Origin of the sequence: Mesorhizobium sp. M0659 (assembly GCF_040320605.1) — a bacterium.
In the GTDB taxonomy this organism is placed as follows: domain Bacteria; phylum Pseudomonadota; class Alphaproteobacteria; order Rhizobiales; family Rhizobiaceae; genus Mesorhizobium.
This window is the reverse complement of sequence record NZ_JAMYPY010000015.1, coordinates 94,948-114,463: the sequence shown is the minus strand read 5'-3', so window position 1 is coordinate 114,463 and position 19,516 is coordinate 94,948. Positions and strand designations below refer to the sequence as shown.

At 63.3% G+C, this 19,516-nt stretch carries 16 protein-coding genes and 1 tRNA gene; 5 read left to right on the top strand and 12 right to left on the bottom strand.

The window, feature by feature from the left end:
• Nucleotides 1-13: 13 nt before the first annotated feature.
• The 3 genes from rfbC to NKI31_RS22665 form a co-directional block, all read right to left on the bottom strand.
• A complete protein-coding gene (rfbC, locus tag NKI31_RS22675; RefSeq protein WP_352652572.1) occupies nucleotides 14-565 on the bottom strand; it encodes a dTDP-4-dehydrorhamnose 3,5-epimerase in 552 nt (183 codons plus the stop codon).
• A gap of 1 nt (nucleotide 566) precedes the next feature.
• Nucleotides 567-1,448 carry a glucose-1-phosphate thymidylyltransferase RfbA gene (rfbA, locus tag NKI31_RS22670; protein WP_023684600.1) on the bottom strand — a complete coding sequence of 294 codons (882 nt, stop codon included), beginning with the start codon at nucleotides 1,446-1,448 and terminating at the stop codon, nucleotides 567-569.
• 272 nt (nucleotides 1,449-1,720) lie between these two features.
• On the bottom strand, nucleotides 1,721-2,314 hold the full coding sequence (locus tag NKI31_RS22665) for a biotin transporter BioY (RefSeq protein ID WP_023684601.1): 594 nt from the start codon (nucleotides 2,312-2,314) through the stop codon (nucleotides 1,721-1,723).
• A 117-nt stretch (nucleotides 2,315-2,431) separates the two neighbouring features.
• Between NKI31_RS22665 and NKI31_RS22660 the strand changes: the two genes are divergently transcribed.
• The gene (locus NKI31_RS22660) at nucleotides 2,432-3,340 is read left to right on the top strand and encodes an MBL fold metallo-hydrolase (RefSeq protein WP_352652571.1); all 909 of its coding nucleotides are present in this window, start codon (nucleotides 2,432-2,434) and stop codon (nucleotides 3,338-3,340) included.
• A 2-nt stretch (nucleotides 3,341-3,342) separates the two neighbouring features.
• Here the strand turns inward: NKI31_RS22660 and NKI31_RS22655 are convergent, their stop codons facing one another.
• Together NKI31_RS22655 and NKI31_RS22650 are read right to left on the bottom strand one after the other, a co-directional pair.
• The gene (locus NKI31_RS22655; protein WP_023684603.1) at nucleotides 3,343-4,125 is read right to left on the bottom strand and encodes a DUF1499 domain-containing protein; all 783 of its coding nucleotides are present in this window, start codon (nucleotides 4,123-4,125) and stop codon (nucleotides 3,343-3,345) included.
• A 122-nt stretch (nucleotides 4,126-4,247) separates the two neighbouring features.
• Entirely contained in the window at nucleotides 4,248-5,876 is a 1,629-nt protein-coding gene (locus NKI31_RS22650; protein ID WP_023684604.1) for a fatty-acid--CoA ligase, read from the bottom strand.
• A 359-nt stretch (nucleotides 5,877-6,235) separates the two neighbouring features.
• On the opposite strand from NKI31_RS22650, the gene NKI31_RS22645 reads away from it, so the two are divergent.
• The gene (locus NKI31_RS22645; RefSeq protein ID WP_023684605.1) at nucleotides 6,236-6,595 is read left to right on the top strand and encodes a hypothetical protein; all 360 of its coding nucleotides are present in this window, start codon (nucleotides 6,236-6,238) and stop codon (nucleotides 6,593-6,595) included.
• A gap of 161 nt (nucleotides 6,596-6,756) precedes the next feature.
• Complete coding sequence (locus NKI31_RS22640) at nucleotides 6,757-7,146, top strand: DUF427 domain-containing protein (RefSeq protein WP_023684606.1); 390 nt, start codon at nucleotides 6,757-6,759, stop codon at nucleotides 7,144-7,146.
• 164 nt (nucleotides 7,147-7,310) lie between these two features.
• Here NKI31_RS22640 and NKI31_RS22635 read toward each other — a convergent pair whose 3' ends face one another.
• From NKI31_RS22635 to ppdK, 3 genes are all read right to left on the bottom strand, one after another.
• Nucleotides 7,311-8,081: a polysaccharide deacetylase family protein gene (locus NKI31_RS22635; RefSeq protein ID WP_050592005.1), complete on the bottom strand. Its 771-nt coding sequence runs from the start codon at nucleotides 8,079-8,081 to the stop codon at nucleotides 7,311-7,313.
• 89 nt (nucleotides 8,082-8,170) lie between these two features.
• Nucleotides 8,171-9,271 (bottom strand): glycosyltransferase family 9 protein, encoded by a 1,101-nt coding sequence (locus NKI31_RS22630; protein WP_023684608.1) that lies wholly within the window; start codon nucleotides 9,269-9,271, stop codon nucleotides 8,171-8,173.
• 174 nt (nucleotides 9,272-9,445) lie between these two features.
• A complete protein-coding gene (gene ppdK / locus NKI31_RS22625) occupies nucleotides 9,446-12,151 on the bottom strand; it encodes a pyruvate, phosphate dikinase (protein WP_352522285.1) in 2,706 nt (901 codons plus the stop codon).
• 216 nt (nucleotides 12,152-12,367) lie between these two features.
• Here ppdK and NKI31_RS22620 point away from each other — a divergent pair, with 216 nt between their 5' ends.
• Nucleotides 12,368-12,712: a VOC family protein gene (locus NKI31_RS22620; RefSeq protein WP_023670692.1), complete on the top strand. Its 345-nt coding sequence runs from the start codon at nucleotides 12,368-12,370 to the stop codon at nucleotides 12,710-12,712.
• Nucleotides 12,713-12,823: 111 nt separating this feature from the next.
• A tRNA-Gln gene (locus NKI31_RS22615) sits at nucleotides 12,824-12,898 on the top strand.
• A 117-nt stretch (nucleotides 12,899-13,015) separates the two neighbouring features.
• Here the strand turns inward: NKI31_RS22615 and NKI31_RS22610 are convergent.
• From NKI31_RS22610 to NKI31_RS22595, 4 genes are all read right to left on the bottom strand, one after another.
• Nucleotides 13,016-13,324, bottom strand: a complete 309-nt coding sequence (locus NKI31_RS22610; RefSeq protein WP_023670691.1) for a hypothetical protein — start codon at nucleotides 13,322-13,324, stop codon at nucleotides 13,016-13,018.
• A gap of 1,230 nt (nucleotides 13,325-14,554) precedes the next feature.
• On the bottom strand, nucleotides 14,555-18,013 hold the full coding sequence (gene smc / locus NKI31_RS22605; RefSeq protein ID WP_352652570.1) for a chromosome segregation protein SMC: 3,459 nt from the start codon (nucleotides 18,011-18,013) through the stop codon (nucleotides 14,555-14,557).
• A 69-nt stretch (nucleotides 18,014-18,082) separates the two neighbouring features.
• Nucleotides 18,083-18,811, bottom strand: coding sequence for a DsbA family protein (locus NKI31_RS22600; RefSeq protein WP_023692056.1), 729 nt, complete (start codon nucleotides 18,809-18,811; stop codon nucleotides 18,083-18,085).
• 167 nt (nucleotides 18,812-18,978) lie between these two features.
• On the bottom strand, nucleotides 18,979-19,485 hold the full coding sequence (locus tag NKI31_RS22595; protein WP_023687168.1) for a DUF721 domain-containing protein: 507 nt from the start codon (nucleotides 19,483-19,485) through the stop codon (nucleotides 18,979-18,981).
• Nucleotides 19,486-19,516 lie beyond the last annotated feature (31 nt).

Here is a 19,516-nt window from a genome sequence, read left to right as displayed (position 1 = left end):
ACATCGTCGCGCGTCATGCGAACACCTCGGCCTCAGCAAGCGCCGGCGCCTTGAGGTCCTTGGCCGAGAGCTCGAAGGCGCCGGCCGGCGACGGCCAATCGATGCCGATATCAGGATCGTCGAAACGGATCGATCGATCATGCGCCGGCGAATAGGTGTCGGTGACCTTATACAGAACCTCGGTGTCCGGCACGAGCGTGACGAAACCGTGCGCGAAACCCTTCGGCACCAGGATCTGGTTGCCTCTCTCGGCCGATATTTCGAGCGCGACCCATTTGCCGAAGGTTTTCGAGCTGCGGCGGATGTCGACCGCCACGTCGAGAATCTTGCCTCGGATCACACGCAGCAACTTGTCCTGCGCGCGTGGAGGAAGCTGATAGTGGAGCCCCCGCACGACACCTGCCGCCGCCGAATAGGAGTGATTGTCCTGGACGAAACGCAGGTCGATGCCGGCTTCAAAAAAGCGCTCGGCATTCCAGGTCTCGATGAAATAGCCGCGCGCATCGCCGTGCCGCTTCGGCACGATCTCGAGCACGCCATCAAGACCAAGCTGCCTGAAGTCCACTCTAGTTCTCCGTCAGCTCAGTGACACGCCGGCGCAGATAGGCGGCGTATTCGTTCTTGCCCAGGCGCGTCGCGCGCTCAAGCACCTTGTCGGCAGTCAGCCAGCCCTGCTCGAAAGCGATTTCTTCAGGACAGGCGACCTTGATCCCCTGGCGGTGCTCGATCGTGCGCACGAAGGAAGAGGCTTCATGCAGGCTGTCATGCGTGCCGGTGTCGAGCCAGGCATAGCCGCGGCCGAGCTGATGCACGTGCAATTTCCCGCGCTCGAGATAGACGTTGTTGACCGCCGTGATCTCGAGTTCGCCACGCGCCGAGGGCTTGATCGTCGACGCGATGTCGACGACCTCATTGTCGTAGAAATAGAGGCCGGTGACCGCCCAGTTGGACTTCGGCTCCCGCGGCTTCTCCTCAATCGTCAAAGCCGTGCCGCTGAGCTTGTCGAACGACACCACGCCGTAGCGCTGCGGGTCCTCGACATGGTAGGCGAACACCGACGCGCCGCTTTGGCGCTGCGCAGCAGTGCGGCAGAGCTGCGACAGGCCGTCGCCGAAATAGATGTTGTCGCCGAGAATCATCGACACATTATCCTTGCCGATGAAGTCGCGGCCGATGATGAAGGCCTCGGCAAGCCCGTTGGGCTGCGCCTGCTCGGCATAGGAGAATTCGACCCCGAAATCCGAACCGTCCCCCAGCAACTCCCGAAACACCGGCAAGTCGCGAGGTGTCGAAATGATCAAAATCTGGCGGATACCGGCGAGCATCAAGACGCTCAGCGGATAAAAAATCATCGGCTTGTCGTATATCGGCAGAATCTGCTTAGAGATCGCTAATGTAAGGGGATACAGACGCGTCCCGCTGCCTCCTGCAAGGATTATTCCCTTCAACAAGCTCTCCTTGAGTTACCGGCCCCCGCCTCGAAATCAAGTTGCCCGTGCTTAGGTTTCGCGCAATGGCTTGTCAATTCAATCTCGGCCGTGGATCGGCGCCAGAGTTGCTCTGCATCTGCCGCCTCGCGGCAATTTGACCGACCAGGCACAAGCTGACGATGCAAATGGGCGTGGCGATTTGGCAACCGGCTTGCACCAGCGGCTGGCGGCCGCGTCAAAAAAAAACCCCGGCGGGCCCCGGGCCCGCCGGCTCATTCATTTGTCCGGTTTCAGGGCTGCTTGGGCAGCAGCGACCATACCGCCGGCACCAGGCTGGCGGCGAGCGCAACCTTGATCAGGTCGCCGAGGACGAACGGCAAAACGCCGAACTGCCACGCCTTTTCCGCGCCGATGAGGGTGGCCAGCCAGGCAAAGCCCATGGCCATCATGACGATTTCGGCGACCAGCATGGCGTTGAACAACTTGATCGGGTGGCGGTCCCAGCCGCGGTCGGCGGCCCAGCCGACAATGGCCGCCATGACGACGAAGCCGGCGAGATAACCGCCGGTGCCGCCGATCATGTAGGCGATGCCGATGCCCTTTTCAGGCGTGCTTTGGAAGACCGGGAAGCCCATGGCGCCTTCGGCCATGTAGAGAAGCAGGGTAGCGACGCCAAGCCGCAGGCCAAATGCGGTGGCGATCAGCAGGACGGCCAGCGTCTGCATCGAGATGTCGACCGGCCCGAGCACGACTTTCGTCTTGGCCGACAGGGTCAAAAGCAGCGTTCCGGCGATCGCGAGCAAAAGCTGGGTTGCCAGGCGCTGCGCGCCCTCCTGGGGCAAAGCGAGAGAAACAAGCGGACGCATCGTCGTTGCAAGTGCCATGGTCTTCCCCAATCCGGATTGCCGCAGATCGCGGCCTTGCGTTTTTCTATATTGGCTTCCGTGTTATGCGGCAATCAGTTTTGCCGTCCTCCTGAACAGAGGTTCAACGACACCGCCATGGCGCTCAAATTCGACACCAGCTTCGATCCCGCCTATGGCCGGGGCGTCACCGTCGCGCTCGAGGTCTTGCGCGTCACCGCCAAAAACCCCAGCCCATTCACCTTTCACGGCACAAACAGCTACATTATCGGCCGCGACACACTGGCGGTGATCGACCCGGGTCCGGATGATGAAGCGCATTTCCAGGCGTTGCTGAAGGTGATCGCAAACCGGCCGGTGAGCCATATTTTAGTCAGTCACACGCATCGCGACCATTCTCCGCTGGCCGCCCGGCTGAAAGCGCGCACCGGTGCCGCCGTGCTGGCCGAAGGCCCGCACCGCCCGGCAAGGCCGCTGCGGATCGGCGAGATCAATCCGCTCGACGCCAGCGCCGACACCGGTTTCGCGCCGGATGTCACTTTGCCCGACGATACGCTGGTCGAGGGCGATGGCTGGACGATCCGGACGGTGCTGACGCCGGGCCACACCGCCAATCACGCGGCATTTGCGCTCGAAGGCACCGGCATCCTGTTTTCGGCCGACCATGTGATGGCGTGGGCGACGTCGATCGTGGCGCCGCCGGACGGCGCGATGGCCGACTACATGGCCTCGCTGGATAAATTGATCGCGCGCGGCGACCGCCTGCTGCTGCCCGGCCATGGCGGCCCGGTGAATGCGCCGCGCAGCTTCATGCGCGGGCTGAAGACTCACCGCAAGATGCGCGAACGGGCGATCCTCGAACGCATCCGGGGCGGCGACCGGACAATCCCGGACATGGTCAAGGCGATCTACAGGGACACCGACCCGCGCCTGCATGGCGCCGCCGGCCTGTCGGTGCTTGCCCATCTCGAGGACCTGGTGGCGCGCGGCCTGGTTGCTACCCAGGGTGACCCGGCCATCGACGGCGTTTTTGTGCCGGTGGGGTAGAACTACTCAGCCGGCGCCGCACCCACCTGGCCCGCAACTTCCTGATCAAGTTCGGCGAGGAACCCGACGATACGGGCGGCATTGTCGCCGAGGTCGTAGCGGCCGTAGCGGGAGGCCGAGCGCATGTCGACGACGATGGTGTCGCCATCATTGCTGACCCGGATGGCGACGTCGGCGGGCAGGCCCACGACGAAGCTCCGGGCCACGGCCGATATCGTCACCTCGTCTTGACCGTCGGTCACTGGGTATGGCGCGGTAAGTTGCCAATCGCGGCGGTCGAGCACGGTTTCAACGGCGTCGACGACGGTTTCGAAAGGCAGATTGTAGCTATGCCCGGTGACCAGCGGATAGGCGTCGGCCTGCAGGCGCGCTTCGCCCGGCGTTGGCAGCGCGAGCACGTTCATGTCCTTGGTGCGGTCGCTGGTGTCGAGCACTGGCGGATTGTCGAGGTCCGTCGTGATGTCCCTCAGGGGCGGCGTGGTCGCCGCCAAATAGGTGGCAAAGCCGTAGGGCGTCAGCACCAGCAGCGCCAGCAGGGCGCCGACCGAGAGGTCGCGGCCGCCACGGTCACCGAAATGCCACAGCCTGGACAGAGCGAGACCGGCAAACAGCAAAGCGAATGCGGCAAGCAGGGCGACGATCGCCAGCACCCACAGGAAGGCCGGCGTTTCCACCAGTTCGAAATGATGGCCGGCCAGCACGGTGAGCAGCAGGACCAGGGCAAAAGCGCCCGTGCGCCGCGACCAGCCGGCCGCCTTCGATGTCTGCCGCTCGTCAATTTCCATTGTCTTCAGCACCGCCCCAACCCGCACAGACGCTTAGAGCAAAGGATGCTCAAATTGAACATCCCCTGCCCTAACGTTTTTGCCGCCGGTAGCTTGAAGGTCAAGGAAACGCACGGTCCCGGTCAATCCGTCGGCAGGCGGTAGTCGCTGAACTGCTTGCGCAAGGTGATCTTCTGGATCTTGCCGGTGGCGGTGTGCGGGATTTCGCTGATGAAAGCGACGTCGTCGGGCATCCACCATTTCGCCACCTTGCCGTCCATGAACGCCAGTATGTCCGCCTTGCTCGGCTCCTTGCCGGGTTTGGCGACCACGACCAGCAAGGGCCGTTCGCCCCATTTCGAATGATGGACGCCGATCGCCGCGGCCTCGGCGACATCGGGATGGCCGACGGCGAGGTTCTCCAGGTCGATGGTCGATATCCACTCGCCGCCCGACTTGATGACGTCCTTGGCGCGATCGGTGATCTGCATGTAGCCGCCGGAATCGATATGGGCGACATCGCCAGTGTCGAACCAGCCGTCCTTGTCGAACTGCTCGGCTCCGACGCCGCCATAATAGGCGCTGGCGACGGCTGGACCGCGCACCTTCAGCCGGCCGAAGGTCTTGCCGTCCCAAGGCAGTTCCTTGTCGTCGTCATCCGTCACCTTCATCTCGACCCCGAAGGGCGGGTAGCCCTGCTTGCCCTGGATATCGAGCCGGTCCTCGCCCTCGAGCGCTTGATACTGCGGCTTCATGGTGCACAGCGTGCCGAGCGGCGACATTTCGGTCATGCCCCAGGCATGGATGACTTCGACACCGTAATTGTCCTGGAATTTCCTGATGATGGCGCGCGGGCAGGACGAGCCGCCGATGACGACTTTGCTGAGATAGGGAAGCTTCTTGCCGGTCTCTTCCAGATGCTGCAGCAGCATCATCCAGACGGTCGGCACGGCGGCGCTGAAGGTCACCTTCTCGGTGTCGAGCAGCTCGTAGATCGAGGCGCCGTCCATCTTGCAACCGGGCATGACCAGCTTGGCGCCGATCATCGGCGCGCTCTGGCCAAGGCCCCAGGCATTGGCATGAAACATCGGCACGACGGGGAGGATCGTGTCCCGCGCGGAGAGGCCCATGGCGTCGGGCATGGCGGCGATCATGGCATGCAGCACATTCGAGCGGTGGCTGTAGAGCACGCCTTTGGGATCGCCCGTCGTGCCGGAGGTGTAGCACATGCCGGCTGCGGTGTTTTCGCCGAAAACCTTCCAGGCGAAGTCGCCATCGGCCTCGTTCAACCAGTCCTCATAGGCAACCACATTCGGCAGCGTCGTTTCAGGCAGATGCGCCTTGTCGGTCAGGACGATCACCTTTTTCAGCGATTTGACCGCGCCGGCGATCTTTTCCAGCAGCGGCATGAAGGTCAGGTCGACGAAGATCCCTCTATCCTGCGCATTGTTCATGATCCAGACGATCTGCTCGGGGAACAAACGCGGGTTAAGCGTATGGTAGATGGCGCCGATGCCCATGATGCCGTACCAGGCCTCTATGTGGCGCGCCGTGTTCCAGGCCAGGGTCGCGATGCGGTCGCCGAGCACAAAGCCATCGCGCTCCAACCGTTGAGCGACCTTGAGCGCGCGGCGATGAACTTCAGCATAGGTGGTGCGAACGACAGGACCTTCGATCGAGCGCGAGACGATCTCGCGCGTCCCGTGCTGACGCTCGGCATTGTCGATCAGCTTGTGGCAGAGCAGCGGCCATTCCTGCATCAGTCCGAGCATCTGGTTCCTCCCATTGCTTCCTCGTTTTTCCCGTCTTTTGTTCCATTGTGGGACGAACGGAAGGATTGTCCAGTCGTGACGTCTCCAACCGTTAACGGCTGAAGCAAGCAGTGATCGAAAGGCGGAGAAAACCGCCACAATCCGGCCATCGTCGACGTTAAGGTTCGTTAACGGGGTAGGGGTGCGGATTGGCGAGACTGAAAGAGGTTCGCATGGACACGCAGCTCGACGACAAGCAGATCGACGGCAAGCAGATCGACGACAAGCAGATCGACGACAGGCAGATCGACGACAGGCAGATCGACGACAGGCAGATCGACGACAGGCAGCTGGATGACAGCGGGGCCCAAGACGTGCAGTTGGACGATATTCAACTCGACGACAAAGAGCTTGAAGACACGCTTGCCGCAAGTCTGGCCGATCTCGTGCCGGAGGCCAAAAAGGTCACCGAAGACGAATTTGTCGAGGTGGTCGGCGGCGCCCTGGAAGCGGTCGGCGGCACGCTGCTGTTCAAAATGTGCGTCCAGAACGAAGGCGAAGGCCAGCATGTCGCCGCCGCATCGATCGGCGACGGCGGCAATCGCCAGTTCCTGCTGCTCACCTTGCCGACCGGCGGCGGCCCGCTGAAGGTCGAGACGACGTCAAGAAGCACCAACCCGGTAGCCGGTATTGCCGCGGCCTATGCCGGCCTCATGGACGTGTTCAAGACCGCAGCCTGAGCATTCCACGCGGGATCGTTTTTTGTGATCGGAAGGCCAGCTCTGGCCTACTGGCGAAGGCTTGCGCAACGAGTTCTCCAGACACATTTTAGGGACATGGGAAGCAACCCCGCACGCTCCCAATCGAACTGTGCTCCCAATCGAACAAGGAGAACCCCCGCATGGACCAGGTCGCCAACCCCGCCCCCGGCTTTCAGAGCAATCCCGGCAAGGTCATCACCGTCGAACCCTATCGCGGTACCGTGGTCGTGCGTGCCGGCGATACGGTGATCGCCTCATCGACGCGAGCGAAGCTTCTGTCCGAACCGCCCTACCCCCAGGCATTCTACATCCCCTTCGAAGACATCGACTTCACCCAGCTCGGCAAAACCACCCTGTCGACCCACTGCCCCTACAAGGGCGACGCCAGCTACTGGAGCGTGCTGCCGGCCGGCGAGACCGGCAAGGACGCAATGTGGGGCTATGAGCAGCCCTTCGAGGAAATGGCTGAGATACGCTACCACGGCGCCTTCTATCCCAACAGGGTGACGATCGAAGCAGCACCGGCCTGAGCAAGCGACTCAAGCCGCCGTTGCTCGCTTCATCATCCCAGGGTCTTCGCGACGGAGCTTCGCTCCTGTTTCATTCCGGGATGACGAGTTTAGAGGCCTCGGCTAATCTCAAACCTCGGCGACGTTAGTCCAAAGGCGAGGAAACCGCCTGCCGCCGCCTAATCCTAATCAGTCGTCCCGTCGTTGCCGACACCGTCGGCGTCATCCAGCCGCACGAACATCAGCCCCTTGGCCTTCAGCGCGAGCAGACCTTGCACGACGCCCTCGCCGGCGGCGTGGGTCGGCTGGTTGATGTGAGCGATGATGACGTCGCCATCCTTGGCGGCGGCGATGCGCCGGGCGGTTTCTTTTGCACCAAGCAACGAGCCGCCATCGCCGTTGATCGAAAAGCCGGCGATCTTGAAGCCGAGCCTGCGGATCATGGCGATGGCCGACGGACTGTATTCGGCGGTCGCGCCGCGAAACCATTTCGGCGCCGGCTCGCCGGTGCCGGCAAGAGCGGCCGCGCCCGACTCGACTTCGGCCTGCACCGCTTCAGGGCTGCCGGCGCTGCGGATGCCATAGATTTTCTGCGGCGTGTCGACAGCCGGGATGTGACGGCCGCCATGGTTTTCCAGTTCGAACAGATCGGGATGTGCGCGCATGATCTCGACGGCGGCGGCATTTCGCTTCAGCCAGATACCGGTGACGAAGATCGTCGCCGGAATCCGGTTCTCCACCAGGGCCGAGAGTATCCTCGTATCGGTCTGCCCGCCGCAGGCGTCGAGCGTGAGCGCGACGCGGCCGACACTGCTACCGTCCTCAGCCTTCAGATGCAGCGCCGGCTCGACAAGCGGCGCGGCCTGGGCCGAGGACACGGCCACGATAGATAGCGCCAAGGCGCAAAACAGCTTTTGCAAGGGATGCCTGTCTTGTCTGAGAATCGGCGCTGTCATAGCCGCATCCCAGGACCCGCAACAAGGCGGAAATCGGGATAGTGGCCGTGAGAAAGCTGATATCCCGACAATGTGACCGCCGCGCACCGTCAGACGGCGTGTTCCAGTTCCACATGCGTGCGTGACAGGACTTCGCGCACGGCCGCGACGACCGGTTCGACCTCGAGGCGCCAGACGCAGCAGGCCTTGCTGGGATCGAGCGGATTGCACAGGCTGCCCGCCACGCAATTGCACGGCATGGATGGCTGCAAGGCGAGGCTGGGCACGCCAACCGGTCCCCAGACGGCCGGGCTGGTCAGGCCGAAAAGGCCGACAACCGGCGTTCCGGCCGCTGCTGCCATGTGCATGGGGCCGCTCTCATTGCCGACAAACAGCCGCGCCTGCTGCAACACCGCCAGGAGCGTTTCCAGCGACAGCGCGCCGACGAAGTTGACGATCGACGCGGCACTGGCGAGGATCTGCTCGGCCGGCTTGCGCTCGTCAGGGCCGCCGACGAGTACGAAATCCAGTCCGGTTTCGCGCGCAACCGTGTCGATCACGGCGGCAAAGCGTTCATGCTGCCAGCGCCGGCCGTGAAAACTGGCGCCGGCATGCACCGCGATAAAGCCATTTGGCCGCAGATGGTGTTTGTCCAGCAATGCCTGGGCCCTCGCCGTCTCCATCGGCAATGGCCGAATCGACGGCACCCGCACGCGCAGACCGACGCCGAGCGGCTCGAGCGGCGAAAGGTAGCGGTAGAGATAGTGACGTTCGCCAAAACCGAACGGCTCGGCAAAGACATTGGCGGGCTGGCGCTCATGCCAGCGCAGCGGCCTTTCCGGAGGATTGTAGCCGATGCGCGTCCTGGCGTTGAGGAACCTGACGATGAGCCGCGATGTCTTTGAATCGGTGAGGTCGATGGTCAGGTCGAAACGGAATTGGCGCAGCTTGCTGATCATAGAATAGAGCTCGCGCCCACGCTCCAGCGGGGTGCCACGCATGGCAGCGCGGCGGAAGCTGACGACCTCGGCGGCGATGCCGTGCGCGGTGACGAAACTGGCCAGGCGCGCCTCGCAGAGAAAGACGATCCTGACACCGGGATATTCGAGCTGCAGGTTCTTGGCCAGCGTGGAGGACAGAACAATATCGCCGATGAACTTGGTCTGGATAATCAGGATCGAGCGGAAGGGTCTGGGCGAAATCTGTAACATCTTTTTCTCGGCACCGGGCGGGTTGGGGGGCCGTGAAATTGGGAAGAAACGATGTCGGGATTGCGTGTTGAGCCGCGCACATCAGCGTGAATTTGCTTACAAAATCGTAAGCTTAGCGCCAAACGGCCACGCAGGGCTGGCCGTTTCATCGATACCGAAAGGACTATGTCGAAATCAGGATGCCGCGGCGCTCTTTTTGGGGCGCGGCACTGCTGTTTTGGCAATCTGCACCGCGGCTTGGGCTGCGGCCAATCTTGCGATCGGCACGCGGTAGGGAGAGCACGAGACATAGTCGAGGCCGACCTCTTCGCAGAAGCGGATCGAGGCCGGATCGCCGCCATGTTCGCCGCATATGCCGAGCTTGATGTCGGGCCGCGTCGCCCTGCCCTTTTGCGCAGCCATGCGCACCAGTTCGCCGACGCCCTCGATGTCGAGCGAGACGAACGGGTCCTGCTCGATGATGCCTTTCTGCCGATAGGTCTCGAGGAAGGACGCCGCATCGTCGCGCGAGATGCCGAAAGTGGTCTGGGTGAGATCGTTGGTGCCGAAGGAGAAGAACTCGGCCGTAGCGGCGATGACGTGGGCGCGGATCGCCGCGCGCGGCAGCTCGATCATCGTGCCGGTGAGATAGTCGATCTTGACGCCGGTCTCGTCCATGACAGCCTTGGCAACCGCATCGATGCGCGCCTTGACGTAGTCGAGCTCCTTCACCAGGCCGACCAGCGGCACCATGATCTCGGGAACGACCAGCGCGCCGGCCTTCTTGCCGGCCTCGACCGCGGCCTCGAAAATGGCGCGCGCCTGCATCTCGGCGATCTCGGGATAGGAGACGGCGAGACGGCAGCCGCGATGGCCAAGCATCGGGTTGAACTCGTGCAGGGCTTCTGTGCGCTGCCTGAGCTTGTCGGGCGAGACATTCATGGCGGCGGCGACCTCCGCCACCTCCGCTTCCGTCTTGGGCAGGAATTCGTGCAGCGGCGGATCGAGCAGCCGGATCGTCACCGGCAGGCCGGCCATGATCTCGAACAGTTCGAGGAAATCCGAGCGCTGCATCGGCAACAGCTTGGCAAGCGCGGTGCGGCGGTCCTTCTCGGTATCGGCCAGGATCATCTCGCGCATGGCGACGATACGCTCGCCGTCGAAGAACATGTGCTCGGTGCGGCAGAGGCCGATGCCTTCGGCGCCGAAGGAGCGCGCCATGCGCGCATCGAGCGGCGTCTCGGCATTGGTGCGCACCTTCATGCGGCGCACCGCATCGGCCCATTCCATGATGGCGGCGAAATCGCCCGACAGTTCCGGCTGCAGCATCGACACGGCGCCCTTCAGCACCTGGCCGTTGCTGCCATCGATGGTGATGATGTCGCCCTTGCGGAAGGTCTGGCCCATCGACATCAGCGTGCCGGCCTTGTAGTCGACACGCAGCGAGCCGGCGCCCGAAACGCAAGGCTTGCCCATGCCGCGCGCGACCACGGCGGCGTGGCTGGTCATGCCGCCGCGCGTGGTCAGGATGCCTTCCGAAGCATGCATGCCGTGAATGTCTTCGGGGCTGGTTTCGATGCGCACCAGGATTGCCTTGCGACCTTGCGTCTTCAGATCCTCGGCATCGCCCGAGGAGAAAACAATCTCGCCGGTCGCCGCGCCCGGAGAAGCCGGCAGGCCGACGCCGATGACATCGCGCGCGGCCTTGGGGTCGATGGTCGGATGCAACAGCTGATCGAGCGAGGCCGGATCGATGCGGGCGACCGCCTCCTCCGTCGTGATCAGCTTGTCGCGCGCCATTTCGACGGCGATCTTCAGCGCCGCCTTGGCGGTGCGTTTGCCGGAACGCGTCTGCAGCATCCACAATTTGCCGCGCTCGATGGTGAATTCGAGGTCCTGCATATCGCGGTAGTGCTGTTCCAGGCGGTCGGAGATGTCGACGAAGGAGCGAAACGCGTCCGGCATCAGTTTCTGCAGCGACGGCTTGTCGGAGCCAGCGGCAATGCGCGCCGCCTCGGTGATGTTCTGCGGCGTGCGGATGCCGGCCACGACATCCTCGCCCTGCGCGTTCACCAGGAACTCGCCGTAGAGCATCTTTTCGCCGGTCGAGGGGTTGCGAGTGAAGGCGACGCCGGTGGCCGACGTCTCGCCCATGTTACCGAACACCATGGCCTGGACATTGACCGCCGTGCCCCAGCTTTCCGGGATATCGTGCAGACGCCGGTAGGTGATGGCGCGGTTGTTCATCCAGCTGGAAAACACCGCGCCGATCGCCCCCCACAGCTGCTCGTGCGGGTCCTGTGGAAACGGCCTGTCGAGCTCCTCCTCGACCTTGGCCTTGTAGAGGGCGATGACGCTCTGCCATTCCTGCGCTGTCAGTTCGGTGTCGAGCTCGTGGCCGAGGCTCGCCTTCTGGTCCTCCAGGATTTCCTCGAACACTTCGTGGTCGAGACCCATGACGACATCGGAATACATCTGGATGAAGCGGCGGTAGCTGTCATAGGCAAAGCGGGCATCGCCGGAATCAGCTGCCAGCGCCTCGACCGTCTCGTCATTGAGGCCGAGATTGAGCACGGTGTCCATCATGCCCGGCATCGAGGCCCTGGCCCCGGAGCGGACCGAGACCAGAAGCAGCTTCGACGGATCGCCGAAACGGCGCCCGGTCAGTTGCCCGATATGGTCCAGCGCCTTGACGACGTCGGCCTTCAACGCGGCCGGATAGCTGTTGCCGTTGGCATAATAGGCGTTGCAGACTTCGGTGGTGAGGGTGAAGCCCGGCGGCACCGGCAGGCCAAGACTGCACATCTCGGCCAGATTGGCGCCCTTGCCGCCGAGAAGGTTGCGGTCGCCCGCACGTCCCTCCGCGGCGCCATCGCCGAAGGTGTAGACCCATTTGGTCATGCTCGCCCTCCAAGTTCTCGGAAGATTAGAACCCCGGGGCCAAGACCCGGTTCCCCCGTGCTCCGACGCGAGCGTTATTATGCTGCAGTGCGAAAGGCAAGGTGTGGCAGCGAAGCCCGGCGACTACAATCGATTAAGCAAAAGCTGCGTCGAAAAGACTTGCCGGATCGCTGCCCAGGATATAGAACATATAGGGAACAAGTTGGGAGCAGCGTGATGAAACTCAACGGAAAACTCGACTATCTCGAACTGCCCGCGACTGGCGCAACGCTGGACAGCGTCAAGGCTTTCTACAGCGCCGCCTTCTCGTGGTCGTTCACCGATTACGGGCCGACCTATTCGGCCTTCGGCGAAGGGCTCGATGGCGGCTTCCAGGCCGATGCAGCGGAGGCGCCGGCGAAACCATTGCCGGTGCTCTATTCGCAGGATCTGGAAGCAACGCTCGACGTTGTCGAAAGCGCCGGCGGCACGATCGTCAAGCCGATATTCTCGTTCCCGGGCGGCAGGCGGTTCCATTTCACCGATCCCGCTGGCAACGAGTTGGCGGTCTGGGGCGAATAGCGCGTCCCCGCGCCCAAGCGGTGGCTCAGTTTTGCACAGTGGCCAACTCGGCATTGAGCTTTCGTGCCGCTCGTCCTATAAGGCCGCGCGCAGCGGGCAAAGCTCGTTTGCTGGGGCGTCGCCAAGTGGTAAGGCATCGGTTTTTGGTACCGACATTCCCAGGTTCGAATCCTGGCGCCCCAGCCAAATCACATGCCTTTGGAATCAATGATTTACCGACCTTATCGATGGCTGCCGTCAGGAGCTATCTGACTCCCACGCGACCCCGACTCCGTTGACAGAGCCGGGGCCGTGCGGAGAGGATCAGTAATCGTTGTCGTCCTGGATGACGACGGGATGATGCCGATGATGTCGATAATAGCGATGATGGCTGCGCTCGATCGAGCCGGTCACGATGACCGTATCCCGGCGATGATGTCTGCGGCCGTGGTCGTAGAAGGCAACCGTGCCGTGTCTGCGGTGATGAAGGCGTTGACCCTGGTCATTGATGACCTTTACGCTCCTGTGATGATGTCGATGGTGGGTCGTGATGACCACGTCAGCTTCGGCTGCCGGAGCTATCGTCGGCATGGCGATGAACAGCGCCAAGGCGCTCACGATCATTGTTTTCATTGTAATATCTCCACCTGCTAATTATCCCTTCGCGGGGATAACCGCGTCCCATCCCTTTGGTTCCGAGTAGCGGCGTCGGTCCACGGGCGCGATCAGTGACGGCTGCTCCCGTGCAACACGGCGTATCGAAAGAAGAAGTTGCGACAGCAGCTCCTGTTGGCAACTTCTGGTAAAGGCGCTCTTTCAAGCCGACCACCAGGGTTACGCCACTCGACAAAGGAGCGCTGCACAGGACCCTTCTATGTCGTCGCGTTCGATCTCCTGATCTGTGACGGGAAACACCCGTCTTGCGAGGAAGACCGTCGGCACAATTTGTGAGATTTACGAGACCAATCAGGCCATTTCAGATCCCATAGGTCGGGCCGTCTCAGATCCCGTAAGAAAGTGCAAGGTAAACCACCGGCGCCAAGATCAGCAGAACCGCGATTCCGATAACCACTGCGATTGCCAGGCGCTCTGTTCGCCTGACAAGCTCAGCGACCTTGTCGTCGTCAGCCGATGGTATGAGGTCAAGAACGGAAGAAACTTCCGCAGGACTGTCGTTGTCGTTTGCGGGTCGGGTTGCGCCGTCACGCACTGATCTCTGGACAAAGGTCACTGTCAGCCTCTCTATTGAACGAACACCGCTTGGCGGTGTCACGACGATCGGGTGCCCGCTAACCTCTCAGGAATGGCGGGCACCCGATTGACCACCGATGAAGGGACTCATGCTCGGCAGCCCGGTTCCAATGTATCGGGAGGGCATAGGTTGCCCGCCTTCGGGCCTATGGCTCCGACGTCAGGACTTCAGTCATACCCTGTTCGGACCTTGGTCTGGCAATCGACGAAGCGATGGCCGCCATTTTGTTTCGACGCAGAAAATGCGGGAACATTAGTAGGCTCTTACGAGTTCACTCCCAGCAACTAGTTCGGGAGAGATACGGTGAACAACATAATCTGGCTCATCGGAGCAGTCGTTATCGTGATTGCGATACTGAGCTTCCTGGGCTTCCGATAAAGGTGGCAGCTGAATTGCTGTCGGAGCCAATTGCCATCTGCGCCTTGTAGGCATCGCTTTCGCGTTGGCCGGCGCTTTGCATGTGGGCTTTGGCGTTCGCTCTCAGGTGGCGCTTAAATTCCTTCTCTTCGAACCTTACAGAATGCGCGTCGCAAGCAGGTCGCAAGGGCGACGGTCCTGTTGCAACAGTCGGATCGACGCCATCGCCGACGAAATCAACAAAGCATGCTGCGTCAGCTCGCCTCGCGCATCGCCTCGGCGGCCTGCAGATCGACCGAGACCAGTTGGCTGACGCCCTGCTCGGCCATGGTCACGCCGAACAGGCGGTTCATGCGCGCCATCGTGATCGGGTTGTGGGTGATGATGACGAAGCGCGTCTCGGTGGTCGCGGCCATTTCGTCCATAAGGTTGCAGAAGCGTTCGACATTGTGATCGTCGAGCGGCGCGTCGACTTCGTCGAGCACGCAGATCGGCGCCGGATTGGTCAGGAACACGGCAAAGATAAGCGACATCGCCGTCAGCGCCTGCTCGCCGCCGGACAGCAGCGTCATGGTCTGCGGCTTCTTGCCGGGCGGACGGGCCAGGATTTCGAGCCCGGCTTCGAGCGGGTCGTCGGATTCGATCAGCTGCAATTCGGCCGTGCCGCCACCGAACAGATGCGAGAACAGCCGCTGGAAATGGCCGTTGACCACCTCGAAAGCGGCAAGCAGCCGTTCGCGGCCTTCGCGGTTCAGGCTCTGGATCGCTTGCCTCAGTTTGCGGATTGCCTCGATGATGTCCTCGCGCTCGGAAACGATGGCCTCCAGCCGGTCCGACAGTTCCTTCTGTTCTTCCTCGGCGCGCAGATTGACGGCGCCGAGCCGCTCGCGCTCAACCTTCAGCCGGTCGAGCTGGCGCTCGATCTCGGCCATTTCGGGCATCGGGCTGTCGGCTTCCAGGCCAGTATGGCGAATGACCAGATGCGGCGGCGTGTTCAGCGTTTCCTGGATGCGCGCCTCGACCTCGAGCCGGCGCTCGTCGGCGGCGGTCAATCGCTCTTCGGCGCGGACGCGGGTTTCGCGGGAATCGGCCAGCGACTGGATCGCCGCGGTGGCGGCCTTGTCCAGCTCGGCCTGGTTGTTCTCGGCCTCCTGCAAACGGTCGGCGGCCGCCTTGCGCAAGGTCTCGGCCTCGGTCAGCTGCGACAGCAGCGCGCGCCGCCTGGCGTCGATCTCGTCGGGGGCGTCGGCCAGCGTTTCGCGCTCGGCCGCGGCCTCGGCCCTGCGCTCGCCCAGCGCGGCAATCTGCGTCGAGGCGTTTTCGGCCCGCTGCAACCAGTTGCTGCGCTCGGCGCCGATGGCGTCGAGCCGGCGCGTGCGCGCCTCGGCTTCGCGGCGCAGGCCTTCATGGACGGCGCGCGCGTCGGCCAAGGTTGCGCGATCGCGGCTGACATTGGCGGCGGATTGTTCAAGCTGCAATTGCAGGTCGCCGAGATCGGGGGCGTCCTGCAGCAGCATTTCGGCCTCGGCGAAGGCGGCGGCCGTTTCTTCATGGCTGTCGACGATTCGCGCGCGCGCCTCGTCGAGGGCGGCGCGGCGGCTTGCCAGCTCGCCACCGGCCTTTTCGGCCTCGGCCAGCGCGCTGCGGGCGGCGTCCAGGCCGTGCTGGGCATCGCGCCCGGCCTGGCGCGCATTGCGTTCGGCCTCGCTCGCCTGGCGGAGTGCCTGTTCGGCCTGGGCAAGGGCGGCTTCGGCCTCGCGCACGATCTGCGTCGCCTGCACCGCCTCGGCATCGAGCTCGGCCAGCCGGTTCTTCTGCGCCAGCCTTTGCGCGGCCGCGGTCGGTGCATCGGCGCTGGCGGTCAGCCCGTCCCAGCGCCACAGCGCGCCGTCACGGCTGACCAGCCGCTGGCCGGGGGCAAGCAGCGTCTGCAGGCGTTTGCCGTCGGCGGCATCGACGATGCCGATCTGCGCCAACCGGCGGGCAAGCTGCGAAGGCGCGCGCACCACGCTGGCGAGGCTCTTGATGCCTTCCGGCAAGGCCGCATCGCCTGGTTGAACCTGGCTTTCGCCCCAATGCACCGGCGCGCTGCGGTCGAGCGGCACGCCGAGGTCCTCACCAAGCGCAGCGCCAAGCGCGGTCTCATAGCCACGTTCGACGCTGAGCTGCTCAAGCACCGACGGGAAAAGATCGCCGCTGGCGGCATTGAGGATCTTGGCCAGCGTGCGCGCTTCGGTCTCGATGCCGGCGAGCTCCGACCTGGCGTCCTGCAGCGGCGGACGAGCGGCACTCTCGGTGGCGCGCGCCTCGGCGACCGCCTGTTCGGCAGCAATGGCGCCGGCCTCCGCTTCCTCCAACCGGGCGAGCGCGTCCTCGACCAGAGCACGTTTTTCGGCCGGGTCAGGCAAGCCCGCAACCTTCGACACAATCTCGGACAATTCGCGGTCGACGTCGGCCAGCTGGCGGGCGAAGCGGTCGCGGCGTTCGGCGTTTTCGCGCAGCGTGCGTTCGATCTGATTGCGCGCGGCGGCGGCCTCCGCTCGTTCTGCGGTCAGCGCAGCGAGCTTTGCTTCGCTCTGCGACAGCGTTGCGCCGGCCTGCTCGAAAGCGGCCCGCGTCGTGGCCTCGCGTTCGGCGGCGCCGGCATTTTCGGAGTTGAGCGTGGCTTCTTCCTCGCGCAGGCGCTCAAGAATATCCGCATTGTCGCGGACCATGCGCTCCTCGCGGGCGATGTCGCCGTCGAGCTGCTGCAGCCGGCGCTCGAGTTCGGCCTGGCGGGCGCGGATGCGGCCTGCCTCCTCCTCGATCTGCGCCTTGGCGATCGACAGCCGCTGGAAGGCGGCGGCAGCCGCGGCCTCGGCGTCACGCAGATCGGGCAGCCGGTGGGCGCCGATGCCTTGCTCCCGGGCGGCAGCCATCTGGGCGGCGGCGCGGTCGCCGACCAGAGCTGTGGCAACCGCCAGCGCCGACCGCGCATCGCCCTCCTGGGTCTTGGCCAGCGTCCAGCGCAGATGCAAGAGCGTGGCTTCCGCCTTGCGGATATCGGCCGACAGGTTCTTGAAGCGCGATGCCTGGCGCGCCTGGCGCTTAAGGCTTTCGATCTGGCTCTCCAGTTCGCCGACGACATCGTCCAGCCGTTCCAGATTCTGTTCGGCCGCCTTCAGCCGAAGCTCGGCCTCATGGCGGCGGGTGTGCAGGCCGGAAATGCCGGCGGCTTCTTCGAGCAGCGCGCGGCGCGCCTGCGGCTTGGCCTGGATCAGTTCGCCGATGCGGCCCTGTCCGACCATGGATGGCGAGCGCGCGCCGGTCGACTGGTCGGCGAACAGAAGCTGCACGTCCTTGGCGCGGGCTTCCTTGCCGTTGATGCGGTAGAGCGAGCCGGCTTCGCGCTCGATTCGGCGCGACACTTGCAATTCATCGGCGTCGTTGAAGGCGGCGGGCGCGGTCCGGTCGCTATTGTCGAGGAACAGCGTGACTTCGGCGGTGTTGCGGGCCGGGCGCGTTCCCGAGCCGGAAAAGATCACGTCGTCCATGCCGGACGCGCGCATGTTCTTGTATGAGCTTTCGCCCATCACCCAGCGCATCGCCTCGACAAGGTTCGACTTGCCGCAGCCATTCGGCCCGACAATGCCGGTCAGGCCGCGTTCGATGACGAACTCGCCGGGTTCGACGAAGGACTTGAAGCCGAGGAGGCGAAGGCGCGAAAACTTCATTCGCGCCTGCCTGGAAGGCACAAAGGTGCGCTGACGCCGAAGCGCAGTCGCTCCGGCGCCGCCTGGACGTCAGAGCAGAGGGTCGATGATGGCCGATATTTCCTCAATCGACATCGCACCTTTGTAGGTTTTCCCGTTGATGAAGAAGGTCGGCGTCGAGTCGACCTTGAATTCATCGGCGCCGCGCTTCTGGACCGATCTCACATCGTCCAGAAGTTTCTGGTCCGTCAAGCAGGCCTCGAAGGACTCCTGTGTAAAACCGGCGAGCTTGGAGATCTGCAGCAGCGCATCCTTGGTATTGTTGACGCCGACCCAGTTGGCCTGCTGCTTGAACAGCACGTCGACCATCGGGAAATAATTGTCCTTCGAACAGCGCGCCAGCATGAAACCGGCCTCGGCGCTCGGATCGAACGGGAATTCGCGCAGGATGTAACGCGCCTTGCCGGTGTCGATGTACTTGGTCTTCAACTCAGGGAAGGTGGTCGCGGCGAAATGCGCACAATGCGGGCAGGTCATCGAGGCATATTCGACGATGGTGACCTTGGCGTCATCCTTGCCGAGCTGCTTGTCGGGCAAAGCGCCGGGCTTCAGCAGTTCGGCCATGTCGACATTGCCGGAAGACTCCGGGACCTTGACGGCGGCCGGAGTGGCAGGCGTCGAAGCAGGCGCGGGAGCCGCAGGCTTCACATCCGCTGCTTTGGCATCCTCGCCTGAATCGCTGCATGCGGCGAGCATAGCCACTGCCGGAATGACGGCCAGCGAAGACAGGAGGTTTCTGCGGGACAAGCTACGGTTCATGCGAATCACCTGACTGTGGTTTGATTTTGCAACGCAAAGGCTAGAAAAGGCGAGAGTTGGCGGGAATTAAGGCATCGCCGTCCCCATTCCAATCGCCAAACTCTACATGCAGGATCACGAATGCGCGAGATAGATGACGCGTTCATGACCGACTGATTACCGGTTGATTACCTTGGCCGCTTCCTTTGGCCAAGAATTGTGGCGCCAAGACGCTCCAGCGAGGCGCGCAAGCCTTCATCCTCGATCTTGCCGACGGTATCCGACAATTTGGCCTTTTCGACAGAAGTCAGTGCTCTCGGCGTCGGTTTCGGCCGGGCTTTGTCCCTCAGCACCGGCTTTTGCACGATCCGGATCCTGCCGATCGCGTTGAAGCCGAGAAAGGCATTGACGCGGTTGATGATCTCGCCGGTCTCGTGCTGTAGGTGCAGCGCGGCCATGCCCTCGCAGGCGATGACCAGCACCGCCGGCTCGAACGGATCGTCCTCATGCATGCGGCGCGGCCACTGGATTTTTTCGGGGCGCGAATGGCCGGCGAGCCTGGGGCCGGCGATCTCTTCCCATGACTGCACCAGCCCGATCGAAATGCCGGCCCGCTTGCGCAGCACGGGGTCGAGGATCGCGGTCGCGAGATCGCTCACCGGAACGGGATTGCCGTAAGGCGTTCTCCCTGCCATGTACGTTCTCCAGCCACGCTCCTCACCAGCC

What these genes read in the sequence shown, in the direction of transcription:
- NKI31_RS22665 (WP_023684601.1), bottom strand. Translation starts at nt 2,314, where the DNA reads ATGGCACTTGCAACGACGATGCGTCCGCTTGTTTCTCTCGCTTTGCCC.
- NKI31_RS22660 (WP_352652571.1), top strand. Translation starts at nt 2,432, where the DNA reads ATGGCGCTCAAATTCGACACCAGCTTCGATCCCGCCTATGGCCGGGGC.
- NKI31_RS22655 (WP_023684603.1), bottom strand. Translation starts at nt 4,125, where the DNA reads ATGGAAATTGACGAGCGGCAGACATCGAAGGCGGCCGGCTGGTCGCGG.
- NKI31_RS22650 (WP_023684604.1), bottom strand. Translation starts at nt 5,876, where the DNA reads ATGCTCGGACTGATGCAGGAATGGCCGCTGCTCTGCCACAAGCTGATC.
- NKI31_RS22640 (WP_023684606.1), top strand. Translation starts at nt 6,757, where the DNA reads ATGGACCAGGTCGCCAACCCCGCCCCCGGCTTTCAGAGCAATCCCGGC.
- NKI31_RS22635 (WP_050592005.1), bottom strand. Translation starts at nt 8,081, where the DNA reads ATGACAGCGCCGATTCTCAGACAAGACAGGCATCCCTTGCAAAAGCTG.
- NKI31_RS22630 (WP_023684608.1), bottom strand. Translation starts at nt 9,271, where the DNA reads ATGTTACAGATTTCGCCCAGACCCTTCCGCTCGATCCTGATTATCCAG.
- ppdK (WP_352522285.1), bottom strand. Translation starts at nt 12,151, where the DNA reads ATGACCAAATGGGTCTACACCTTCGGCGATGGCGCCGCGGAGGGACGT.
- NKI31_RS22620 (WP_023670692.1), top strand. Translation starts at nt 12,368, where the DNA reads ATGAAACTCAACGGAAAACTCGACTATCTCGAACTGCCCGCGACTGGC.
- NKI31_RS22610 (WP_023670691.1), bottom strand. Translation starts at nt 13,324, where the DNA reads ATGAAAACAATGATCGTGAGCGCCTTGGCGCTGTTCATCGCCATGCCG.
- smc (WP_352652570.1), bottom strand. Translation starts at nt 18,013, where the DNA reads ATGAAGTTTTCGCGCCTTCGCCTCCTCGGCTTCAAGTCCTTCGTCGAA.
- NKI31_RS22600 (WP_023692056.1), bottom strand. Translation starts at nt 18,811, where the DNA reads ATGAACCGTAGCTTGTCCCGCAGAAACCTCCTGTCTTCGCTGGCCGTC.
- NKI31_RS22595 (WP_023687168.1), bottom strand. Translation starts at nt 19,485, where the DNA reads ATGGCAGGGAGAACGCCTTACGGCAATCCCGTTCCGGTGAGCGATCTC.